This window comes from Shewanella amazonensis SB2B, from assembly GCF_000015245.1.
In the GTDB taxonomy this organism is placed as follows: Bacteria; Pseudomonadota; Gammaproteobacteria; order Enterobacterales; family Shewanellaceae; genus Shewanella; species Shewanella amazonensis.
On record NC_008700.1, the window covers coordinates 781,188 to 799,685 of the forward strand.

At 54.7% G+C, this 18,498-nt stretch carries 15 protein-coding genes; 6 read left to right on the forward strand and 9 right to left on the reverse strand.

Going from position 1 to position 18,498, the window contains the following annotated elements:
• Position 1: 1 nt before the first annotated feature.
• Both SAMA_RS03340 and rlmC read left to right on the forward strand, forming a co-directional pair.
• Positions 2-1,216: a glycerol-3-phosphate dehydrogenase/oxidase gene (locus SAMA_RS03340; RefSeq protein WP_011758747.1), complete on the forward strand. Its 1,215-nt coding sequence runs from the start codon at positions 2-4 to the stop codon at positions 1,214-1,216.
• Between the two features lie 19 nt (positions 1,217-1,235).
• The gene (rlmC, locus tag SAMA_RS03345) at positions 1,236-2,405 is read left to right on the forward strand and encodes a 23S rRNA (uracil(747)-C(5))-methyltransferase RlmC (protein ID WP_041409667.1); all 1,170 of its coding nucleotides are present in this window, start codon (positions 1,236-1,238) and stop codon (positions 2,403-2,405) included.
• Here the strand turns inward: rlmC and SAMA_RS03350 are convergent.
• From SAMA_RS03350 to SAMA_RS03365, 4 genes are read right to left on the reverse strand one after another with little or no spacing between them, the layout of a single operon-like run.
• Positions 2,374-3,570 carry a sensor histidine kinase gene (locus SAMA_RS03350; protein WP_011758749.1) on the reverse strand — a complete coding sequence of 399 codons (1,197 nt, stop codon included), beginning with the start codon at positions 3,568-3,570 and terminating at the stop codon, positions 2,374-2,376. The genes rlmC and SAMA_RS03350 overlap by 32 nt on opposite strands.
• A complete protein-coding gene (locus tag SAMA_RS03355; protein WP_011758750.1) occupies positions 3,567-4,274 on the reverse strand; it encodes a response regulator transcription factor in 708 nt (235 codons plus the stop codon). Before SAMA_RS03355 ends, SAMA_RS03350 begins: the two co-directional genes overlap by 4 nt.
• A complete protein-coding gene (locus SAMA_RS03360) occupies positions 4,259-4,630 on the reverse strand; it encodes a DUF3019 domain-containing protein (RefSeq protein WP_198134297.1) in 372 nt (123 codons plus the stop codon). Before SAMA_RS03360 ends, SAMA_RS03355 begins: the two co-directional genes overlap by 16 nt.
• Before the next feature lie 20 nt (positions 4,631-4,650).
• Positions 4,651-5,487 (reverse strand): MipA/OmpV family protein, encoded by an 837-nt coding sequence (locus SAMA_RS03365; protein WP_011758752.1) that lies wholly within the window; start codon positions 5,485-5,487, stop codon positions 4,651-4,653.
• 288 nt (positions 5,488-5,775) lie between these two features.
• On the opposite strand from SAMA_RS03365, the gene SAMA_RS03370 reads away from it, so the two are divergent.
• Complete coding sequence (locus SAMA_RS03370) at positions 5,776-10,884, forward strand: S8 family serine peptidase (protein ID WP_041409668.1); 5,109 nt, start codon at positions 5,776-5,778, stop codon at positions 10,882-10,884.
• 174 nt (positions 10,885-11,058) lie between these two features.
• Positions 11,059-12,204: a chromate efflux transporter gene (gene chrA / locus SAMA_RS03375; RefSeq protein WP_011758754.1), complete on the forward strand. Its 1,146-nt coding sequence runs from the start codon at positions 11,059-11,061 to the stop codon at positions 12,202-12,204.
• Between the two features lie 67 nt (positions 12,205-12,271).
• Here the strand turns inward: chrA and lpoB are convergent, their stop codons facing one another.
• Genes lpoB through SAMA_RS03400 form a run of 5 tightly spaced genes read right to left on the reverse strand, consistent with a single transcriptional unit; the run spans position 12,272 to position 16,000 of the window.
• Complete coding sequence (lpoB, locus tag SAMA_RS03380) at positions 12,272-12,865, reverse strand: penicillin-binding protein activator LpoB (RefSeq protein WP_198134298.1); 594 nt, start codon at positions 12,863-12,865, stop codon at positions 12,272-12,274.
• 2 nt (positions 12,866-12,867) lie between these two features.
• On the reverse strand, positions 12,868-14,223 hold the full coding sequence (locus SAMA_RS03385) for a COG3014 family protein (RefSeq protein WP_049757783.1): 1,356 nt from the start codon (positions 14,221-14,223) through the stop codon (positions 12,868-12,870).
• A 20-nt stretch (positions 14,224-14,243) separates the two neighbouring features.
• Positions 14,244-14,768 (reverse strand): peptide deformylase, encoded by a 525-nt coding sequence (def, locus tag SAMA_RS03390; protein ID WP_011758757.1) that lies wholly within the window; start codon positions 14,766-14,768, stop codon positions 14,244-14,246.
• Positions 14,769-14,795: 27 nt separating this feature from the next.
• Complete coding sequence (locus SAMA_RS03395) at positions 14,796-15,020, reverse strand: SlyX family protein (protein ID WP_011758758.1); 225 nt, start codon at positions 15,018-15,020, stop codon at positions 14,796-14,798.
• Between the two features lie 2 nt (positions 15,021-15,022).
• The gene (locus tag SAMA_RS03400; RefSeq protein ID WP_011758759.1) at positions 15,023-16,000 is read right to left on the reverse strand and encodes a WD40 repeat domain-containing protein; all 978 of its coding nucleotides are present in this window, start codon (positions 15,998-16,000) and stop codon (positions 15,023-15,025) included.
• Between the two features lie 145 nt (positions 16,001-16,145).
• Between SAMA_RS03400 and fkpA the strand changes: the two genes are divergently transcribed.
• Both fkpA and SAMA_RS03410 read left to right on the forward strand, forming a co-directional pair.
• Positions 16,146-16,910, forward strand: a complete 765-nt coding sequence (fkpA, locus tag SAMA_RS03405; RefSeq protein WP_011758760.1) for an FKBP-type peptidyl-prolyl cis-trans isomerase — start codon at positions 16,146-16,148, stop codon at positions 16,908-16,910.
• A gap of 141 nt (positions 16,911-17,051) precedes the next feature.
• Positions 17,052-18,488 carry a methyl-accepting chemotaxis protein gene (locus SAMA_RS03410; RefSeq protein WP_011758761.1) on the forward strand — a complete coding sequence of 479 codons (1,437 nt, stop codon included), beginning with the start codon at positions 17,052-17,054 and terminating at the stop codon, positions 18,486-18,488.
• Positions 18,489-18,498 lie beyond the last annotated feature (10 nt).

Consider the following 18,498-nt stretch of genomic DNA (forward strand, 5'->3'; position numbering starts at 1 on the left):
CATGAAGCGAGTGGACGTGCTGGTGGTGGGTGGCGGCATTGCTGGCGTGGGCATAGCCCAGTTTGCTGCTGCGGCCGGATATTCGGTGGCCTTGATTGAACGGCAGCGGATAGGTGAAGCGACCTCCGGCAATTCCAGCAAACTCATCCATGGCGGCCTGAGATATCTGGAGACTATGCAGTTGGACCTTGTGCGTAAGTCGCTCAAAGAGAGACGCGCACTGCTACAGCTGGCGCCGTCTCTGGTGACGGCCGTCCCCTTTTATTTTCCTGTGTATCGCAACAGTCGCCGTGGAGCACTCACTATCAGGGCGGGCTTGTCCCTGTATGGGCTCTTAAGCGAGTTCGATGCCCTCGGCCGCTTTAAAACTCTGAGCAAGTCTCAGTGGTCCAGGTTACAGGGATTAAACAGCGCCGGGCTTGAGACTGTGTTCCAATATTGGGATGCACAAACTGACGACAGGCTGCTGTGTGAGGCGGTGGCGCACAGTGCAATCCTGCTCGGAACTGATGTGTTCGAATGGGCTGAAGTGGAACACATACAGCACAGTGGTGATGGCTGTCAGGTGAGTTTTACACAGCAGGGACAGCAGCATGACATCCAGGCGGGTGTGGTCATTAACGCCTGCGGCCCCTGGGTGAATCAGCTGCTGGAGAGGGTGACTCCAACCGTATCGGCGCTGGAGATTGACTGGGTTCAGGGAGCGCACCTGCTGCTGGACATACCGCCGGTCGACGGTGTGCTTTACCTTGAGTCCCCCATCGACCAGAGGGTGGTGTTTGTTATGCCCTGGTATGGCAAAACCTTGGTCGGCACCACAGAAACCCGGTTGACCCATTTGGACAACAAGCCCGCCGTCACCGAAGCGGAGAAACGCTACCTGTTGGCGCTCTACGCCCACTATTTCCCCGATGCCGGCAAAGTGGATGAGCTGGAGAAAAAAGTGACTGATACCTTTTGCGGGGTCAGGGTGCTCCCCCGAAGTGGCGGTGATGCTTTTCACGCCCCGAGGGATACCCTGATGCACACTTGCCGCTCTCACCCAAGACTGCTGAGCCTTTACGGCGGTAAACTGACCACATTTCGCAGCAGTGCGGCCGAAGTGCTGGATTGGGTGAGGGCACAACTGGGGGATAGAGCCGCGATTGCCGATGTGGATAAGCTGCCGCTGACCCGTCCGGTAAACCGGGATGATTTTATGGCGCAAACAGGCTAAAGTGTGCGCCGTTTTTTAGATGTGGGAGCCGAACGTGAGCTGTGACTATTTCAACCGGGGACTCTGTCAGTCGTGTCGTCTGATGTCCAAGCCAGTGACTGAGCAGTTGCTGGAGAAAGAAGCCAGGCTCACCCACCTGCTGGGCGGTCTGCCGGTAGACGAACGTTTGGCTCCGGTATCCGGGCCCGAGTTTGGTTTTCGCAACAAAGCAAAAATGGTGGTGATGGGCGCGGCCCACGCCCCTGTGCTGGGTATTCCGGGTCCCGATGGTCAACCCGTGGACCTCAGCCATTGCCCCCTCTATCCACAAGACATGCAGGCGCTCTTGCTTGAGCTGACTTCCTTTGTGCGCCGTGCAGGTATTCCGCCTTACCGGGTCGATAAAGCCAAGGGCGAGCTTAAGTTTATTTTGCTGACCCGCAGCGCCGTGCGCGGTGAGTTTATGCTGCGATTTGTGCTTCGAAGCAAAGATGCCATTCCCCGTATCGAACGTGAACTGCCGAAACTCTTGGCCGATTTCCCGGCCATTAAGGTGGTCTCGGTGAACCTGCAACCGGTGCACATGGCAAGACTGGAAGGTGAAGAGGAAATCTTTCTTACCCAAGCCACCCGCCTCGATGAGGTATTCAACGGGGTGCCACTCTTTATCCGCCCCAAAAGCTTTTTCCAAACCAACCCTGAGGTGGCCTCGCGTCTATACGCCACAGCCGCCAAGTGGGTTGATGAATTAAGTCCAAAGAGCCTGTGGGATCTTTTTTGCGGTGTAGGCGGCTTTGGGTTGCACTGCGCCAATGAATCATTGCCGGTGACAGGCATTGAGATTGAAGCCGAAGCCATCGACTGCGCCAAAACCTCGGCAGCGGCCATGGGACTGGATAATCTGTCGTTTGCTGCGCTGGATTCCACCGACTTTGCCATGGGCCAGCAGGCACAGGAAGTACCCGAGGTCATCATAGTGAATCCACCGCGCCGGGGCATTGGTGAGGAACTGTGTGAGCGTTTGTCGGCCTTTGGGCCGAGAGCCATCATTTATTCCAGCTGTAATCCCGAGACGCTGGCTAAAGATCTGGCCCTGATCTCGGGCTATCGCATCGCCCGGGTACAGCTGTTCGACATGTTCCCCCACAGTGACCACTTTGAGGTGCTGTGTCTGCTGCTCAAGGAAGCGGCCTGCGCCAGCGCAGACTGATGGAGGCACCGCCAAGTTCGGCCGAGTTTTCCACCGTCAGTTTGCCCTGATGCCAGATGGCAATTTTGCGGACAATATAGAGGCCCAGGCCAAATCCGGCACTTTGCTGTTTACTGCCCCGCTGAAACGCCTGGCGCAAGTCTTTGCCCGGCTCCTGTATGCCCGGACCATCATCTTCCACGGTTAGCCGCCAATGGCGGGTCTCTGCGACCAGCGTCAGCTTAATATTACCGCTGGCGAATCGCAGGGCGTTGGCTATCAGGTTTTGGCTGGCCAGATCCATACTCAGTGGGTCAATCAACACCTTGTCGTCACTGAGGGCGCAGTCCACCTGACAGTGCACCCTGTATTTGGGGGCATACACGGCAAAATTATCTGCCACGGCATTGATAAATTCAGGCGCATTCACCCATTCGCGCTGTTGGTGGGGCTGCTGGTGCTCAACCCGTGCAAACGACAGGTAGCTCTTGGTCAGGGCCTCGATTTGATTGATGTCCTCTTCCAGGCGGGCGCTGTGTTTTTCAGACAATTGTGCTTTGGCCAGCTCGAGAACAAACCGCATCCGTGATAAGGGCGTGCGTATCTCGTGGGACATGATCCGCGACAGATCCCGGTGCAGCTCCAGAAAGTCGACGATTTGCCCTGTCATGGTCTCAAAGCTCTTGGCGAGGGGATAAATTGCCGAGCGGTGCCCGATGCCGATTTTAATCCGCTTGGGGTGCGCACCAAAACTCAGTGCCTGTGACTGAAGCAGACTCAAATCCTTGAACACCCTTCCGATCAGCAGCAATATCGCCAGCGCAAGCGAGGCGTAAAGGAGTGGGATCAGGGTGTTTAGCTGGTTGTGCTGCGCCTGGGGATTGACGGGCCCCATTTCCCGGATGTGGCCATTATCGAGAAGCAGGTAATAAAACTCTTTGCCATCCTGGTGGGTGAGGGAAATGACTTCACCACTGTCTAGACGGGTCTGTAACTCGGGGGCAAAGGCAATACTGCCAGGTTGCAGCTCGCGAAACCCCAAACGCCCCTGTTTCAACAGGGCGTCGGCATCCAGACTGTAGCCATATGCCTCGTCGGACGCGCTGTAAATAAGGTTAAAGGACCAAACGATAAAGGCGCAGGAAGCAATGATAAGAACAAACAGCCGGATGAGCTGAGGCTTCATATCTCGTCAGTCGCAAAGCTCAGCAGATAACCCCGGCCGTGCACGGTACGAATGGCCAGACCCGGGATACCGATGTTTTCCAGCTTACGTCTCAGGCGGGAGATTTTCAGATCCATGGCCCGGTCAAGGCCGTCGTACTCGCGACCTATGATTTGCTCAAACAGGAATTCGCGGCTTAATACCTGCTCCAAATGGTGCACAAAGACCCACAAGAGTTCGGTTTCCTGGGTCGTCAGCGGGTAATTCTGATCTGCAAAGCACAGTTGTTGATGTGCCTTGTGCAGGATGAGGCCATCCTGCTCCCAAATTTGGCTGTTACTTTGGGGGGATGGCTGACGACTGAGTCGGGCGCGGATGCGCGCAAGCAGCAGGTTGGGCACCACGGGCTTGCTGATATAGTCGGCCGCACCGAGCTCCAGACCAAAGATTTCATCTTCCGGTGCGGCCAGTGCCGTCATAAAAATAATGGGTGCAGGAACCTTTTTGGACAAGGTCGGAAAGGCGCTGAAGCCGTCCTGTCCGGGCAGCATCACATCACAGAGCACCAATTCTATGTTCTGGCCCTGGCTTTTGGTAAAGGCGTCTTCGATGGACTCGGCATGGATAACAATGAACTCCTCGGCCTCGAGAAAATCCACAATGAGTTCTGCCAGGGGCAAGTCGTCTTCAATCAGCAGCAGTTTGTGTTTTACAGCAGATCCCAATTCAGCCCCCTGCGTTTGCGTTTTTGCGGTGGTTGAAACAAGACCACCGACACCTGGGTTGAGAGCAGTACACGGGAATTCATGTCCCGGATTTCGATGGTGGCATCTTTCTCCAGTGCCAGCGAGAGTTCTTCACTGAGCTCTTTCATCCCCGTGTAACAGCGACGGGGCTGTGCTTCATGTTTAAGCCACAGACACAGATTCTGCTCTGTCTCTGTTTGGTAATGTACCGAAATACTGAAACGGCAGGGAAGTGCTTCACTGCTGGTGGCGCAGGCTTTGGGGGCAACATTCAACTGATCTGCCATGGCCAGGGGGACTATGCAAAGCTGCGACAGCAAGAACAACAGTGACATACGCTTTCCCATACCCGCTCCTAGAAACTGTAGCTGACGCCGGCAAAACCCGAGAAAAGATCGTCTCTTTCTATCAGAGCGCTCTCTCTAATGGCTTTACCCAGGCGGGTATGATTGACAGTGAGAATAAAGTTCAGACTGTCGCTCAGGGGAATATTCAGCACGCCTTTAACGTGCCAATTGGTGGCCGCCTCAAGCGGCTTGGGTGGGCGTCTGGCGCCGGACTCTGCTTGCGTCACATTGTAGTAGTAGTCCACCAAATCGGCACTCTTATACACGCCGCCAATCTCTATGCCTGCGGCGCCCCAAGACCAGGCGAAGGACTTTCTGGCACTGAGTTGCCATTCGTAGCCGTTGTGTACACCGGTGACGTCGTAAAACACACCAGTGGTCAGGTCGAACACAGGCGTGTACCAGGTCGCGCTCAGACCGCCGAGATAAGACAGATTGCGCTCTACCGGCTCAAGTTTGGGTGGCTCAACCCCCGGACGAACAATGGGACCGGTATTGGGTTTGTAGCCGAGGATATCCGACAGTAATAACTTGCCAAATCCATCGTACTCAAAATAGATACCGTCATCGTTTAACTGCCCTTGTACGTCCACGCTCAACCAGTCGGTTTCGTAGAGGCTGTATCCCAGGGTGAAATTCTCAACGTAAAAGTCTTCGCCGTAGTAATACCAGCTTGGCAGCACATAGGTGGTGATGTCTTCGGTTTTTTTGCGGGGGTTTTCCAGTATTCCATAGCCAAGGGCCAGCGAGACCTGCCAGTCTCCCGGTGTCACTGTTTGCAACTCTTCAGCTTTCACGGGGAAAGCCAGAGACAGCATCAGCATAAACAGTATCAGGGGTTTCATGGGTTATTTTTTATTAGCGCTTTTGAAATAAGTTTGTGTGTTTTTCGGGCTCTTTGCCCAGAGATTATCACGATAATCTGTGCTCTCCAGCAAATACTGGAAAAGGCTACAAAATGCTACATCACTCCGAAGTGTTTTGATTTTGTATCAATTGTGAAATCTGTCTACAAAATGCTACATCAAAGTGTTGAGGTTCTTCCTTCAGACGGTGCTTAGATGATGCCTTCCTGACCGGTTTTTCACCGGCGGACGAGCAAGCATTCCAATAACAACATCGGAGATAGCGTCTTGAAACTGAACCTCGTAACCAGTGCTGTGGTAGCGACCCTGTATGGGGCTGGCAGCATGTATGCGGCGGCCAGCTTGAACGTCAACGAGCAGCATAAACTCGAACCCCTGAAGCTGACTACTGAACAAATCGCTCAATTGCAGAGCGGCTCACCCGTTACCGAGGATAGCCTTGGTCACGGTGAAGGTCTGAATATCCAGATCACCCCGCAGTCCCGCCGCTTCGAGTACGAAGAAGGCCTCAGCGGTGAACATGTTTACATCGTTACCTTGCGCGACAAGCCGCTGGCCAACTCCGGTGTGGGTATCCAGGCTCGCAGTGCCAAGGGTGGCAAAGGCAAACTTTTTGTTGCCGGTAAGCCAGTGTCCAACGAAGTGGCTGCTTACCGTTCAAAACTGCTCAGCAAACAAAACGATGTATTGGCTGCGGCGTCCGCCGTTGTGGGACATCGCGAAGTGCGTGCCCAATTCACCAATGCCGTAAACGGTTTCTCCATGGCCATGACCCGGGACGAAGCCAAGCGTATGTCAGAGGTAGCCGGTGTTGCCACAGTGCGCCGCGCCAAGACTTACGAGCTGCTGTCCGATGCAGGTCCGGAGCTTATCCAGGCCAATAAGATTTGGGATGGCAGTGTTACCCAATCCGTACCTTACAAGGGTGAAAATGTGATTGTCGGTATCGTGGATACCGGTGTGAACACTGACCATGCCTCTTTTGCCGATATCGGTGGTGACGGTTACGATCACACCAACCCATGGGGCGCGGGCAACTACGTTGGTGACTGTGCCAAAGAAGGCTTCGAAACCCTCTGTAACGACAAGCTGATTGGTGTACGTTCTTACCCTGTTATTACCGACAACTTCACCAGTGGTGTGTTTGGTGATACCCGTCCAGCCGTGGGTGAAGATTACCAGGGCCACGGTTCACACGTGGCATCGACTGCGGCCGGTAACGTGCTCTTTGATGTGCCATTCTCATCGCCAACGCCTGATGCTGTCTCTGATGGTGCCATCATCAAGGAAGGCCTGTTCCCCCGTATCAGCGGTGTAGCACCGCACGCAAACATAGTGTCATACCAGGTATGTCACCCTTCCAACGACGTGGGTGAGTTCCGCGGTTGTCCGGGAGAGGCGCTGATCGCCGGTATCGAAGATGCCATCAGCGATGGTGTGGATGTGATTAACTTCTCCATTGGTGGTCAGGATTCTCACCCATGGAGCGACGATGTGGAGCTGGCCTTCCTGGCCGCCCGTGAGGCAGGCATTTCTGTGGCTGCTGCTGCTGGCAACTCAGGTCAGCCCGTTGGCTACAAAGAGTATTTTGGCGCCATCGACCATGCATCTCCCTGGCTGATGAACGTGGCTGCCACCACCCACGACCGTGAAGTGGTTATTGAGACCAAATTGACTGACCCCATGGGTGGCAACGAAACTCCCCGTTGGAGCGAAATCGTCGGCGGCGCCATCAACGACACGCCTGTGACAGGCATGGTGGTACAGGCCAAAAACTTTGGTGACGAATACTGCGGTACGCCATTCCCGGAAGGTACCTTTGACCTTCAGGATAGCGGCGGCAATCCGGTCGACGTGATTGTAGTTTGTAAGCGCAACAGCCTGAGCGATCCCAATGGTATCGCCCGTTCAGCCAAGGCCGATAACATCAAGGCCGGTGGCGCCGATGGCATGATCATGTACAACTATGCCAACAACGATCCTCTCGTTGCTTTGGCCAAGTACTCTGTGCCATCTATCCATATCACCAAAGAAGAGTGGGATGGTCGCTACGATAACGGCATGGCGGGTTATGGCCTGAGTGATTGGCTGGCCAAGGGCACAGACCACATGTTGACCATAGGCAGTACCCGCATTGAGCGTGAGTTGAACGCGGAAAATGCGGATTGGCTGGCGCCTTTCTCTTCCCGTGGCCCAAGCCCATCAACCCCTGAAGCGCTGATCCCGGCCGTTGCCGCGCCCGGCGTGGATATTTACGCCGCCTTTGCCGACGAGCATCCGTTTACAGCAGCCCCAGGCTCAGGTGACTATGCTTTCCTGAGCGGTACCTCCATGGCTTCTCCCCATGTAGCCGGTGCCATGGCGCTGCTCAAACAGGCTCAGCCTTCCTGGAGTGCCACTGAAATCCAGTCAGCCCTGGCCATGACCGCTGAAAACAAGGTGCAGTATCGCCGCCTCAACGAAGCGACCGGTGATATTGAACTGGCATCCACTTACCGTGCCGGTACCGGCCGTATCAACGTGGCCAACGCCGTGCAGGCCGGCCTCATCATGGATGAGACTGCCGATAACTTCCGCGCTGCCGACCCACTCAATGGCGGTACCGTTCACAAGCTGAACACCCCTCAGCTGGTGAACTTCAGCTGCAAGCCAAAGTGTCAGTGGATCCGTACTGTAAAAGCGACCAAAGATGGCAGCTGGTCTGTGACCCATGATGATGTGGTGAACTGGGCGTTTGATTCCCGCTCTCAGTCTGTTCAGAACGGCGTTAACATCAAGGTCAGCCCGAGTGAATTCACCCTGGCAGCCGGTGAAACCCAGACGATAGTGATTGAAGCGTCAATCATGGATACCCAGGACTGGTTCTCCAACGCCGAAGTGGAGCTGCACTCCAACCTGATCTTCTCCGAGACCAGCGGCAAGGCACCTGAGGCTCACTGGCCTGTGGTGTTCAAGTACGACATGAACGACATGCCTGCCCGTTTGGCTGCTACTGCGCACCGTAACGAAGGCAACGCCGTTCTCAAGGGCATTAAACTGCCCGAGGGTGACAACATCCATGGTCGTATCTTTGCGCCGGTGAAAGCCGATGTGCAGACCCTGGTACTGCCAAAGGATGACGACAACTCTTTCCCATGGAGCAGCAATGCCGACATGTCGGTGCCCATGGATCAGCGTTTGGATGAAGCCACTGCTACCGTGATGATTGACGTACCGGCCAATGCCCGTCGTCTGATCGTGGAGTCCTTTGGTACCACTGAATCACCACTGGAAGGCAACTTCGACAAGGGTAACCTGCTGGTGTACGTAGGTAAGGATTACAACGGCAATGGCCAGGCGGATCCGTTCGAGGAATTGCTGTGTGTGTCCAACCACATCACCTACAACAACTTCTGTAACATCAATCAGCCGGAAGAGGGCCAATACTGGGCTGTGTTCTACAACCCACGCAAAGGTTCTGCCCAGAACAACTACCATGATTTCCCGGAAGAAACCTTCCAGTATGCGGCGACCGTGGTCGTCGATGAGTTAGCCAATGGTTTGACCGTGGATGTACCAGTCAGTAATGGCAAGGAACCTGTGGATGTACAGGTTAACTGGGCTATGCCTGAAATGGTCGAAGGTGATGTGTACTACTCACTCATCGACTTTGGTACCTCAGTAGCCAATGCGGGCAACATAGGCAAATCTGCATTTAAACTGACCCGTGGTAAGGATGATGTCAGCCTGAACGTGCCCCAGACCGGTGCAAAAGAAGGTGATGTGATTCCGTTCACCTTTACCGTGCTGCCCAACGATTCGGGTGCTGACCGTGCCTTTACCATCAGCGCAGATGTACCTGCTGATCTGAGTCTGAGTGCCGAAGATGTGTTGACCTCGTCCAAAGCCATGGTGACCGATATCAAACTGGAAAACGGTAAGCTGACCATCAGCGGTGTTCAGCCCGATACCAGCGATTTGGCCCCTTCCTACAATATTACTACCAACGCTGACGATGCCATGTGCCGTACGCCGGACTTTGGCAACAGCAACCCCGGTGGTTATGTGAACCTGGAAGAGTTCCGCATCTACCCGATCTTCAGTGGCTTTGCCCCTGTGGAATACGATGCCAATGGCCGTGCCATCAGGGGTAAGGACAATGACATCCTGACCCGCAACGGTATTGTACTGCCTATCGATCTGATCTTCGGTGGCCGTTACGACAGTTTCCATCTGTACAACAACACCGAAAACCTGAATGCCAGTCAGCAAAACGCCCTGGATATCCATGCCCACGGCATAGTGTCTCTGTGGGAAGGTCAGCCCTTCTTCTTCCCATACCATGACATCTTCCCGTACAACAGCTTCCCCTATGAAAGTATCGGTATGCTGTGGCGCGGTTATGGCCTGGCAGCGGATGCAACCAAGGCCATTCTGGCCACCCCGCTGAATAATGGTTTCGGTGATAAATCCGGTATCAGTATCGCCAGCACCCAAACCGGTTGGGCCATTCTGGAGTACGACAATGCCCGCTCCTACCTGCCGGCAGGTCGCGATGCCAATCGTGTGTACCAGTGGCAGGAAATGGATGACAGGTTCGACTTCGAGCTGATCTTCAACGTCAATACCCGCTTCGGTGACGGCGAGTACGAGATGATGATGGCCTATGACAACCTTAACTTCGACGGTGATGGCCGTGGCTCCATCGGTCTGCAGGGCTTCCGTGGTGGTATTTACCCTTACGGTCCGCTGGAAGGTTATAAGGGCGAGCTTGTAGCCTTCGATAACCTGGATGAGAAACTCGAAAACGGTCTGGTGATCTGTTACGACTACCAGGGCCCTGAGTCCTCTCAGTTCGAAGTAACGGCATGGACCAAGGTCAAGCCAAGCGCAGCGGGTAAGACCCTGGCCTTCAACGCCGTAAGCCAGGTTGAAGGCATGGCCGATATCGACATCAGCCACGAGATCGCTGTACCCGGCAATATCACCATGGGTGCCATTGCCGACCAGAGCGTGAACGAAAACACCACGCTGGAAGGTATCGAAGTGCGCTATGCCGACGAGCAAAACAGCGTTAACCAGATTACCGTGACCGGTGAACACATCACCGCCACCGTATCCGGTAACAGCTCTGGCAGCACCATCAGTATCACGCCGGAAAAAGATTTCCATGGTGAAGTGGAAGTGACAGTGACTGTAAGTGATCTGGAAAACCCAAGTGATGCTGCTTCGACCAGCTTTATGCTGACCGTAGTATCTGATGGTGTTGAGCCACAGCCTCCAGTGACGACTCAGCCTGAAACGCCAACCAGCAACTCTGGTGGTGGCAGCACGGGTCCTCTGGCACTGATGATGTTGCTTGCTCTGGGTCTGCGCCGTCGCTTCCTGTCAAAGTAATTGACGGTGAACAACGTCAACTGCCCATAATGCAGTTCAGGCCCGCAAGGTGAAAATCGTGTCCGGGCCTGCAAAACCCAAAACCACCGCGTCAGCGGTGGTTTTTTTATGTCAACTTGATGTCACAAAGATGTCATACTCTGATGCCATTGCATTGGAGGAAAACTCAGGGCTATGTGGCAGATTTTCGTGCGTTTTTTCATGTTGGGATTGACCAGCTTCGGTGGGCCTGCGGCCCATATCGGTTACTTCAGACACACCTTTGTCAACGAACTCAATTGGGTCGATGAAAAGCGGTTCGGTGCCCTGGTGGCATTGTCGCAGTTTTTGCCCGGGCCCGGTTCCAGCCAGCTGGGATTTGCCATCGGACTCACCCGTGGCGGCCTTGGTGGCGCGCTGGCAGCGTTTATTGGTTTTACCCTGCCATCGGCCATGTTGATGTATCTGCTGGCCGTGACCAGTGCCAATCTGCTGGGGCAGTCCTGGTTTGATGGTCTGATCCACGGACTTAAACTGCTTGCCGTGGTGGTGGTGATGGATGCCTGTCTTGGCATGTTCCGCCAGTTTTGTCAGCACAGGGCAGCAAGACTGATTATGGCTGCCAGCACCATAGCGCTGCTGCTCTTCGGACTCAGTTGGGTGCAGTTTGTTGTACTGGCTCTGGCGGCCGTGGTCGGTGTGATCTGTTTGTCGCCTGCGGGAGAGGCGGGGGGCAAGCTTGCCGGCATCGGCTGGGGCTGGCTGCTGGCCTTTACGCTGTTCCTTGTCGGCGCCTTTTATGGTGTCGAAGCCTTCAGCGGCGGCAGTGAGGCCTGGCTTGCGGCAGTGAACTTTCAGGCTGGCTCTCTGGTGTTCGGCGGTGGCCATGTGGTGCTGCCGCTGCTGGAAGGGCACTTTGGTGAGCTGATGTCGCCGGACAGATTTTTGACTGGCTATGCTGCTGCCCAGGCAATCCCCGGCCCCATGTTTACCCTGTCGACCTTTTTGGGCGCCGATGCAGCGACCGGGGATGCTGTGCTTGGCGCTGTGATTGCGACCCTGGCTATCTTCCTGCCGGGCTTTTTATTGTTGCTGGCGTTTCTTCCCGCCTGGGAGGGCCTGAGCCAACGCCCCAGGGTTGCAGGTGCCGTGGCGGGCGTAAATGCTGCCGTGGTGGGACTGCTGCTCAGTGCGCTCTATCAGCCGATATGGCTCTCTGCTGTGGTGGGTCCCATGGACATGGCACTGGTGGTTGCCGGTTTTGCGGCCTTAAAGGTGCTCAGGTTGCCCATTCTCGTGCTGGTGGCAGGCTTTGCACTGATTGGTGGGGTTTTGCTGTAAGGGATGGACTCAACATAATAAAAAAACCAGCGCCAAGGCGCTGGTTTTTTTATTGTCAGACCGGCAATTACATGCCGAGAAATGACTTGGACTTGGTCTTGCGAATTTCTTTTTCATCGGACCATTCGATAAGGCCGGTTTCCAGATCCATCAGACGCATGGTCATCTTGTAGTACACATCCTTGGTGCTGCCTTCCTGCTTGACGATACTGGACAGGTTGCCATAGAGCATGTACTGGGCGCCGATTTGGCGTCCAAAGCGGATGGCTGTTGATGGGTCAACCATGCCTGAGTTGTTTTGGTAATCCAACTGCTTACGAACGGCATCCACCTTGGTCATATCGATAAAGCGGAACTTGCCGGAGCGCAGCAGCTTGTTGCTGATGGAGTCGGTCACTGACTCGGTATCTATGTGCTCTGAGGTTTTGTTTTTGATTTTGTCCACGAAGATGATGGGACGTTGTTTGGCAGTCATGGCGACCACTGGCGGGAAGGTCAGCATGCTGTCCACCATCTTGGCGGTAATGGCCTGCAGATCGGTGGAACCGAAGTTCTCATTCACCGTTTCCACTTCGGTGGCGTCTCCGTACTCAACCCTGGATTGACAGGCGCCCAGGCCAAGGGACGCTGCCAGGATGAAAATCAGTTTGAAGTGTTTCATAGTCAGTTCCATTTACTTTTGATGTTGATTGAATAAAAGCGGATGTTGCTGCCCGTGTCAATCGCCCATACCAGGGTGGTCTGTCCGGGACGTATCTCTATGTTCCTGCTGGCATTGCCAAGGGTAACACTGTAATCGCCCTCAGGTAAAAACCGGCGGCCAATCTGTGCCTGTTTTGGCAGGGTCAACCAGCTGCGTAAATCGGCCTGTTCGCTTAATACATTAAAAATCTGCATGGCCACGGCGGCGCCATCAAATTCGTCCCGGCGTTTTTTGCTTTGGCTTTCCACACCGCGGGTCAGCTCTGATTTGGCATAGACCCGGGCAGCCTGGCGAATGAGCAGCGCGGGCAAGTCCTCTTTAAGGGCATTGATGGCGAGTGCATCAATGTTGGTGATGGTCGCCGGTTGCAAGGGGGTATCCAGTCCCATCAGACTGAGGGGTTGAGGCGCAGGACCACTGCTGCCATAGGTTGGCAGCGACACAGTTTGCCAGTTACCGCTGATGGTAAAGGGGACTGTCAGTGGCTGCTTGGCCAACACAAAATCTCGCTCCAGCAGCAGTACCAGTTGACCGTCCTGTTGGCCGGGCAATATGGCGTCGCCGAACCTGTCTTTAAATTCCTCATACTGAGGCATGGCGAGTTTTTTGGCCAAACGCACTAAATCCTGCTCCAGGTATGGATTACCCGGGAGGATTTGAGCGGCCTTGCGATAATCGATAAAGGCGTCGTTTTCTTCACCCAGGAGTTCATGGATAAGGCCTGTGGTGTAGTAGCTGTAGGCATTTAAGAAAGAACTGGTGACCTGACCTGCCTGCTGTTCGAGGCGGTTTATTTCACTATCCACGGTTCCGTTGGCCATGGCCTTGACGGACTCTTTGGATTTTTCATAGCGTTTTTGCTCCTGCGCCTGTAATTCGTTGGCCCGGCGCACCTCCACCAGAGCCCCTTCAAAGTCGTATTGAATCAGGTAATTGAGCGCCTGATACTGGTGTAGCATCACACGCTCAAATCCCGGCCCCCGGTAGGGAATAACATTATCATTCAATACCAGACTGCCGGCATTGGCACCGAGGTTGCTGAGGCTGACGGTGGCCTGGTCGTCGAATTTGGCATAGGCCGCAATGGCACTGCGGTAATAGTCCTGGCTTGCCTTAAAGTCGCCTCCGATCTGGGCGACCCGTCCCGCTTCCTGCGCATAGAGCAGGCCATCTTTGCCGCTGAGCTCAGAGCTCATTTGTGTCAACGGCGACAGGGGTGTTGGGCCCGAAAGGGCTTGCTTTACCTGTGCCATCTGCGCCGGATAACTCATAAAGAAGCCGCCCATGGCGCAGCCGCCAAGGAAGAGCGCTGTCATGAGTACTGGGGCCCGTTGACTCACAGTGGCGTCTCTCCCGCGTTCATCGTGTGCGCTTGTGCGGCCATGGTGACGCGTTCCAACAGGGTGATGCCATCGAGATGGTCCAGCTCATGCTGAAAGATTCGGGCAATAAAACCATCAAGACGACCGGAGTAAGCATTGCCCTGTAAGTCCTGCCACTTGGCTTCGACCCAGCGATGGCGAGCGATAGACAGCCTTTTTCCCGGAACCGACAGACAGCCTTCTTCACTCGATTCCCATTCTGAAGATCCCGACAGCAGCGCAGGATTGACCATCACCATGGGCTCCATCAGGGGCGCATCGGGATAACGCTCATTGGGGCGGGATGCGACGATGAAAAGCCGCTGGCTCACACCAATCTGAGGCGCGGCTATACCCACGCCTTTGGCCTGCAACATGGTGGCCATCAGGGTTTGCGAAAGCCTCTCCAGACTGTCATCAAATACAGTGACAGGTGCGGCTTTTTGGTAGAGCACCGGGTCACCTGTGATGGCGATGGGGGCGGTTTGGATGCTGGCCATGAAATTCCCTGTTCCTGCGGCGGATTATTAGTAGTGCGGCGGCGGTGTTTCTTCCGCCTGGGTCGCGATATTGCTCGGTTCCATCGCCTTTAGCTTACTCACCAGCATCTGGATGGCGTGAGTTTGCTTGGCAACAACATCGTTGAGCTTAATGACTTCCTGATTAAGCTCTTCCACTGTCATTTCGGTGAAGGCGAGCTTGGTTTGCAGCTCTTCGATTTGCTGTTGCATTGCCTTTATATCTGTTTGCATTGTTACCTCGTTGACCAGTATTCCACTCTGCCACTGCTGCTGATACTGGCAACAGGTGTTTGTGGCAGGCCGGTTTCGGCCACTGAGTATACAACGGCACCTTTGTTTTGCGGTCGATTGGAGAGACTTACCTGCCAGCGACCGGTTACTTTTCCATCTTTTGTTTGCCAGCGAAGCACTTCCCGAAAGGGGGTTCCCGTGAGCAAGGCCGTATTGCTTTGGCTGAAGCGGGCGGCAGAAAAGGTCATGGTGCGCTGCTTTATCCGTAATTCGCTGATGACTTTGCCTGTTTGGCTGGCAAAAATCCGGGCATCGGCCTTGGCGTCGGCGGCAAAGGCCAGCTCACCGTCGGAGGATATCGCCACTGCCAGTACCCGAGCGTCAAATTGCTGAGTTTGCAATGGCTGTCCGGTATCGGCCTGCCAGAGAATGGCTTGATAGTCGTTGCCTCCGCTGAGTGCCAGCTTGCCATCGGCCGACAGCGCCACGCTGTTGACCTTCTCGCTGTGTCCAAGGAAACGGATAAGTTTGGTTTGCCCGGCCACGAGAGACATCACTGAGCCATCGGCGAGTCCTATCAAGAGGCCACCGCCATCAGAAAGCGCCAGCGCCTGCCCGGCTGAGGGCAGTGACCAAAGCCCCACCTGAGCGCCGTCATCTATCCTCCACAGTGCAACTGAATCCCGGCTTAATGAGGCGGCATAAACGCCGTTGTCCGACAGGGCAAGGGCAATGGACTCGTTACTGGTTGGTCCGTGCTGCCATCTGTGCTTGAGGGTTTTGGGAGAGAGTTGCCACAGCTCAACACCAGCGGACTCGGTGCTGATGAGCGCCAGGCTGGCATCCTGGCTCAGGGTTGCACCATAACTTGGTGCGTCACTGAGCACCAACACCCCATCGGCTTCCTTCGGGGAACAGCCTGACAAGAGCACAAAAACCAGTGCCAGCCACAGATTACATAGGTTGAACTTATTCCACATGCCCAGGTCTCATTGCTGTCTGTATTTCCGGACAGCCCCCGCTTGGTGCTGCCCATGGCATAAGCTTAGTAACTAGTATAAAGTGGGGCGGTTTGATGAATAACAAAGGTTATTGTAACCACTTGAGGACGCTAAGGAAGCTTCAATGAAATCTATTTATAAATACTCACTGGTCGCCCTGGCCGTAGTAGGTTTAACTGCCTGTAATAAAGAAGAAAAAGCAGCAGAAGTTGCACCAGCTGTTTCCCTGACCACTGAGGCCCAGAAAGAAGCTTACAGTGTTGGCGCTTCCATCGGCAGCTACATGTCTGGCCACATCAAGGAGCAGGAAGCTCTTGGTCTGCCAGCCGATCGCGCTCTGATCGTTGAAGGTTTTGCCAACGGCCTGAATGGTTCCCTGAAGCTGACCGAAGAAGAAATGCAGACTGTGCTGCAGAATCTGGACAAGAAGCTGAACGACAAGCGTGTGGCTCAGGCTGAAGCGATGGCCGCCAAGAACCTGGAAGACGGTAAAAAGTATCAGGAAACCAACAAGGCCAAAGAAGGCGTAACCACCACTGAGTCTGGTCTCCAGTACGAAGTATTGGTTGCCGGTGAAGGCGACAAGCCAGCCGCCGAAGATGTGGTTGAAGTTCACTATGCCGGTACCCTGATCGACGGCACGCCATTCGACAGCTCTTACGATCGTGGCCAAACCGCGAAGTTCCCTCTGAACCGCGTTATCGCCGGTTGGACTGAGGGTGTGCAGCTGATGTCTGTAGGTTCCAAGTATCGCTTCGTGATCCCGGCTGAGCTGGCCTATGGTGAGCGTGACAACGGTACCATTCCTGCCAACTCGACTCTGGTGTTTGAGGTGGAACTGGTGTCCATCGAAAAAGCCGCCGCTGCCGAAGCCGCTCCCGCACAGTAATAGTGACTGTTGGAGTACAAAGACGCCTCAGGGCGTCTTTTTTTTGGGGAAAAACCACCTCAAATGTCCGGAAAGTGATTGAGCAAGATTTTGAATTTGGTGCAATAATAACAACTCGCCGAATCGCGTTCTGGAGTACCAATGAAGCAGGTCGATTTTCGAACTATCGATAAAATTTTCATCCGCATGTCCATTAACGACAAGATGTGGGTTGTGTTTTTGCTGTTTGTACTGGCACTGGGAACCACTGCCGGGTTGCGCTATTCCCAGAGTGTCGATGCCATAGAGGCAAGCTCGCTCAAGGCTGCAGAAGCCCGATTGGCAGGTATGCTGGACACGCTGAATGCCACCGGCCAGTTTGAGAAAGCCGCCAGTCTTGGATTAACCACGGGGCGTGGCAAAAATCGCCATGATGGGGATTCAGTCACCGTCAGTGCCATTGCGGCCAATGGCCAGAGCTACTCGCTGGAACAGGATGTTCGCAGTCAGGAGAGCAAGGCACGCTCTGCGGCCAGTGCTGGCCTGCTTTGGACTGGCTTGTGGCTGTTACCGTTTGGCCTGTTTTTATACTGGGTGGCCACCTTTATCGGCGGTGCCCTGTGGGTGCTGTACACCACCACAGAGAAAATTGGCTCAGGGGATTTGACCTCTCGTTTAGGCTTCCACCCGGGGCGTGATGAGTTCGGTACCATTGGCTGTGCACTGGATAAAGCCATGGACACCCTCACTGAGCTCGTTAAGGTGGTGAAAGCCAACGCCGACACCCTGAGTGATACTTCCGAGTCCTTTGAGCGGGAAATGAAGCAGAGCCTGCAGCAGATTAATCGCCAGTATGTGTCGCTGGACTCGGTTGCCACAGCCATGGAAGAAATGACGGCTTCAGCGCAGGAGGTGTCCAATATCTCCCGTCAGGCCACCGAAAAAACCGAGCAGGATGCCACCCAGGTGGAAAGCAGTTTCCAGCGGGTGCAAAAGGCCATTTCTGACATTGAGCAGCTGTCGGGGCTGATTGAACAGGCCTCAAGTTCAGTGGCGACGCTCAATGTAAACACGACACAAATCAACGAAGTGATCACCACCATTAATGCGATTTCTGAGCAAACCAACCTGTTGGCGCTCAACGCCGCGATTGAGGCGGCCCGTGCGGGCGAACAGGGCAGGGGCTTTGCCGTGGTGGCAGACGAGGTGCGCACCCTGGCAAGCCGCACCCAGGCGGCAACCGTTGAAATTCAGGCCATGATTGAAAAACTGCAGGGCGAGAGCCGTAACATCGCCAATATTACCGAAAAGACGGTCAGTCAGGCCCAGTCAAGCAGTGGGGTTATTGCCAACATAGGCGCGGATGTGAGGGGTATTGCCGACTCCTCCCGTGCCATTACCGACATGAGCATCCAGATATCCACCTCCGCCGAAGAGCAGAGCAGCGTGGCCAACAGTATTGCCGCAGAGCTCAGTGACATCCGTAACCAGTCCAACACCATACGTACGGTGGCGGAGCAGTCATCGGAAGGGGTCGCCAGACTCGCTGAGGCCTCTCGCTCCCTGGGTAAGGTATTGGCCCGTTATCGCACCAATTGATGCTGGCGGT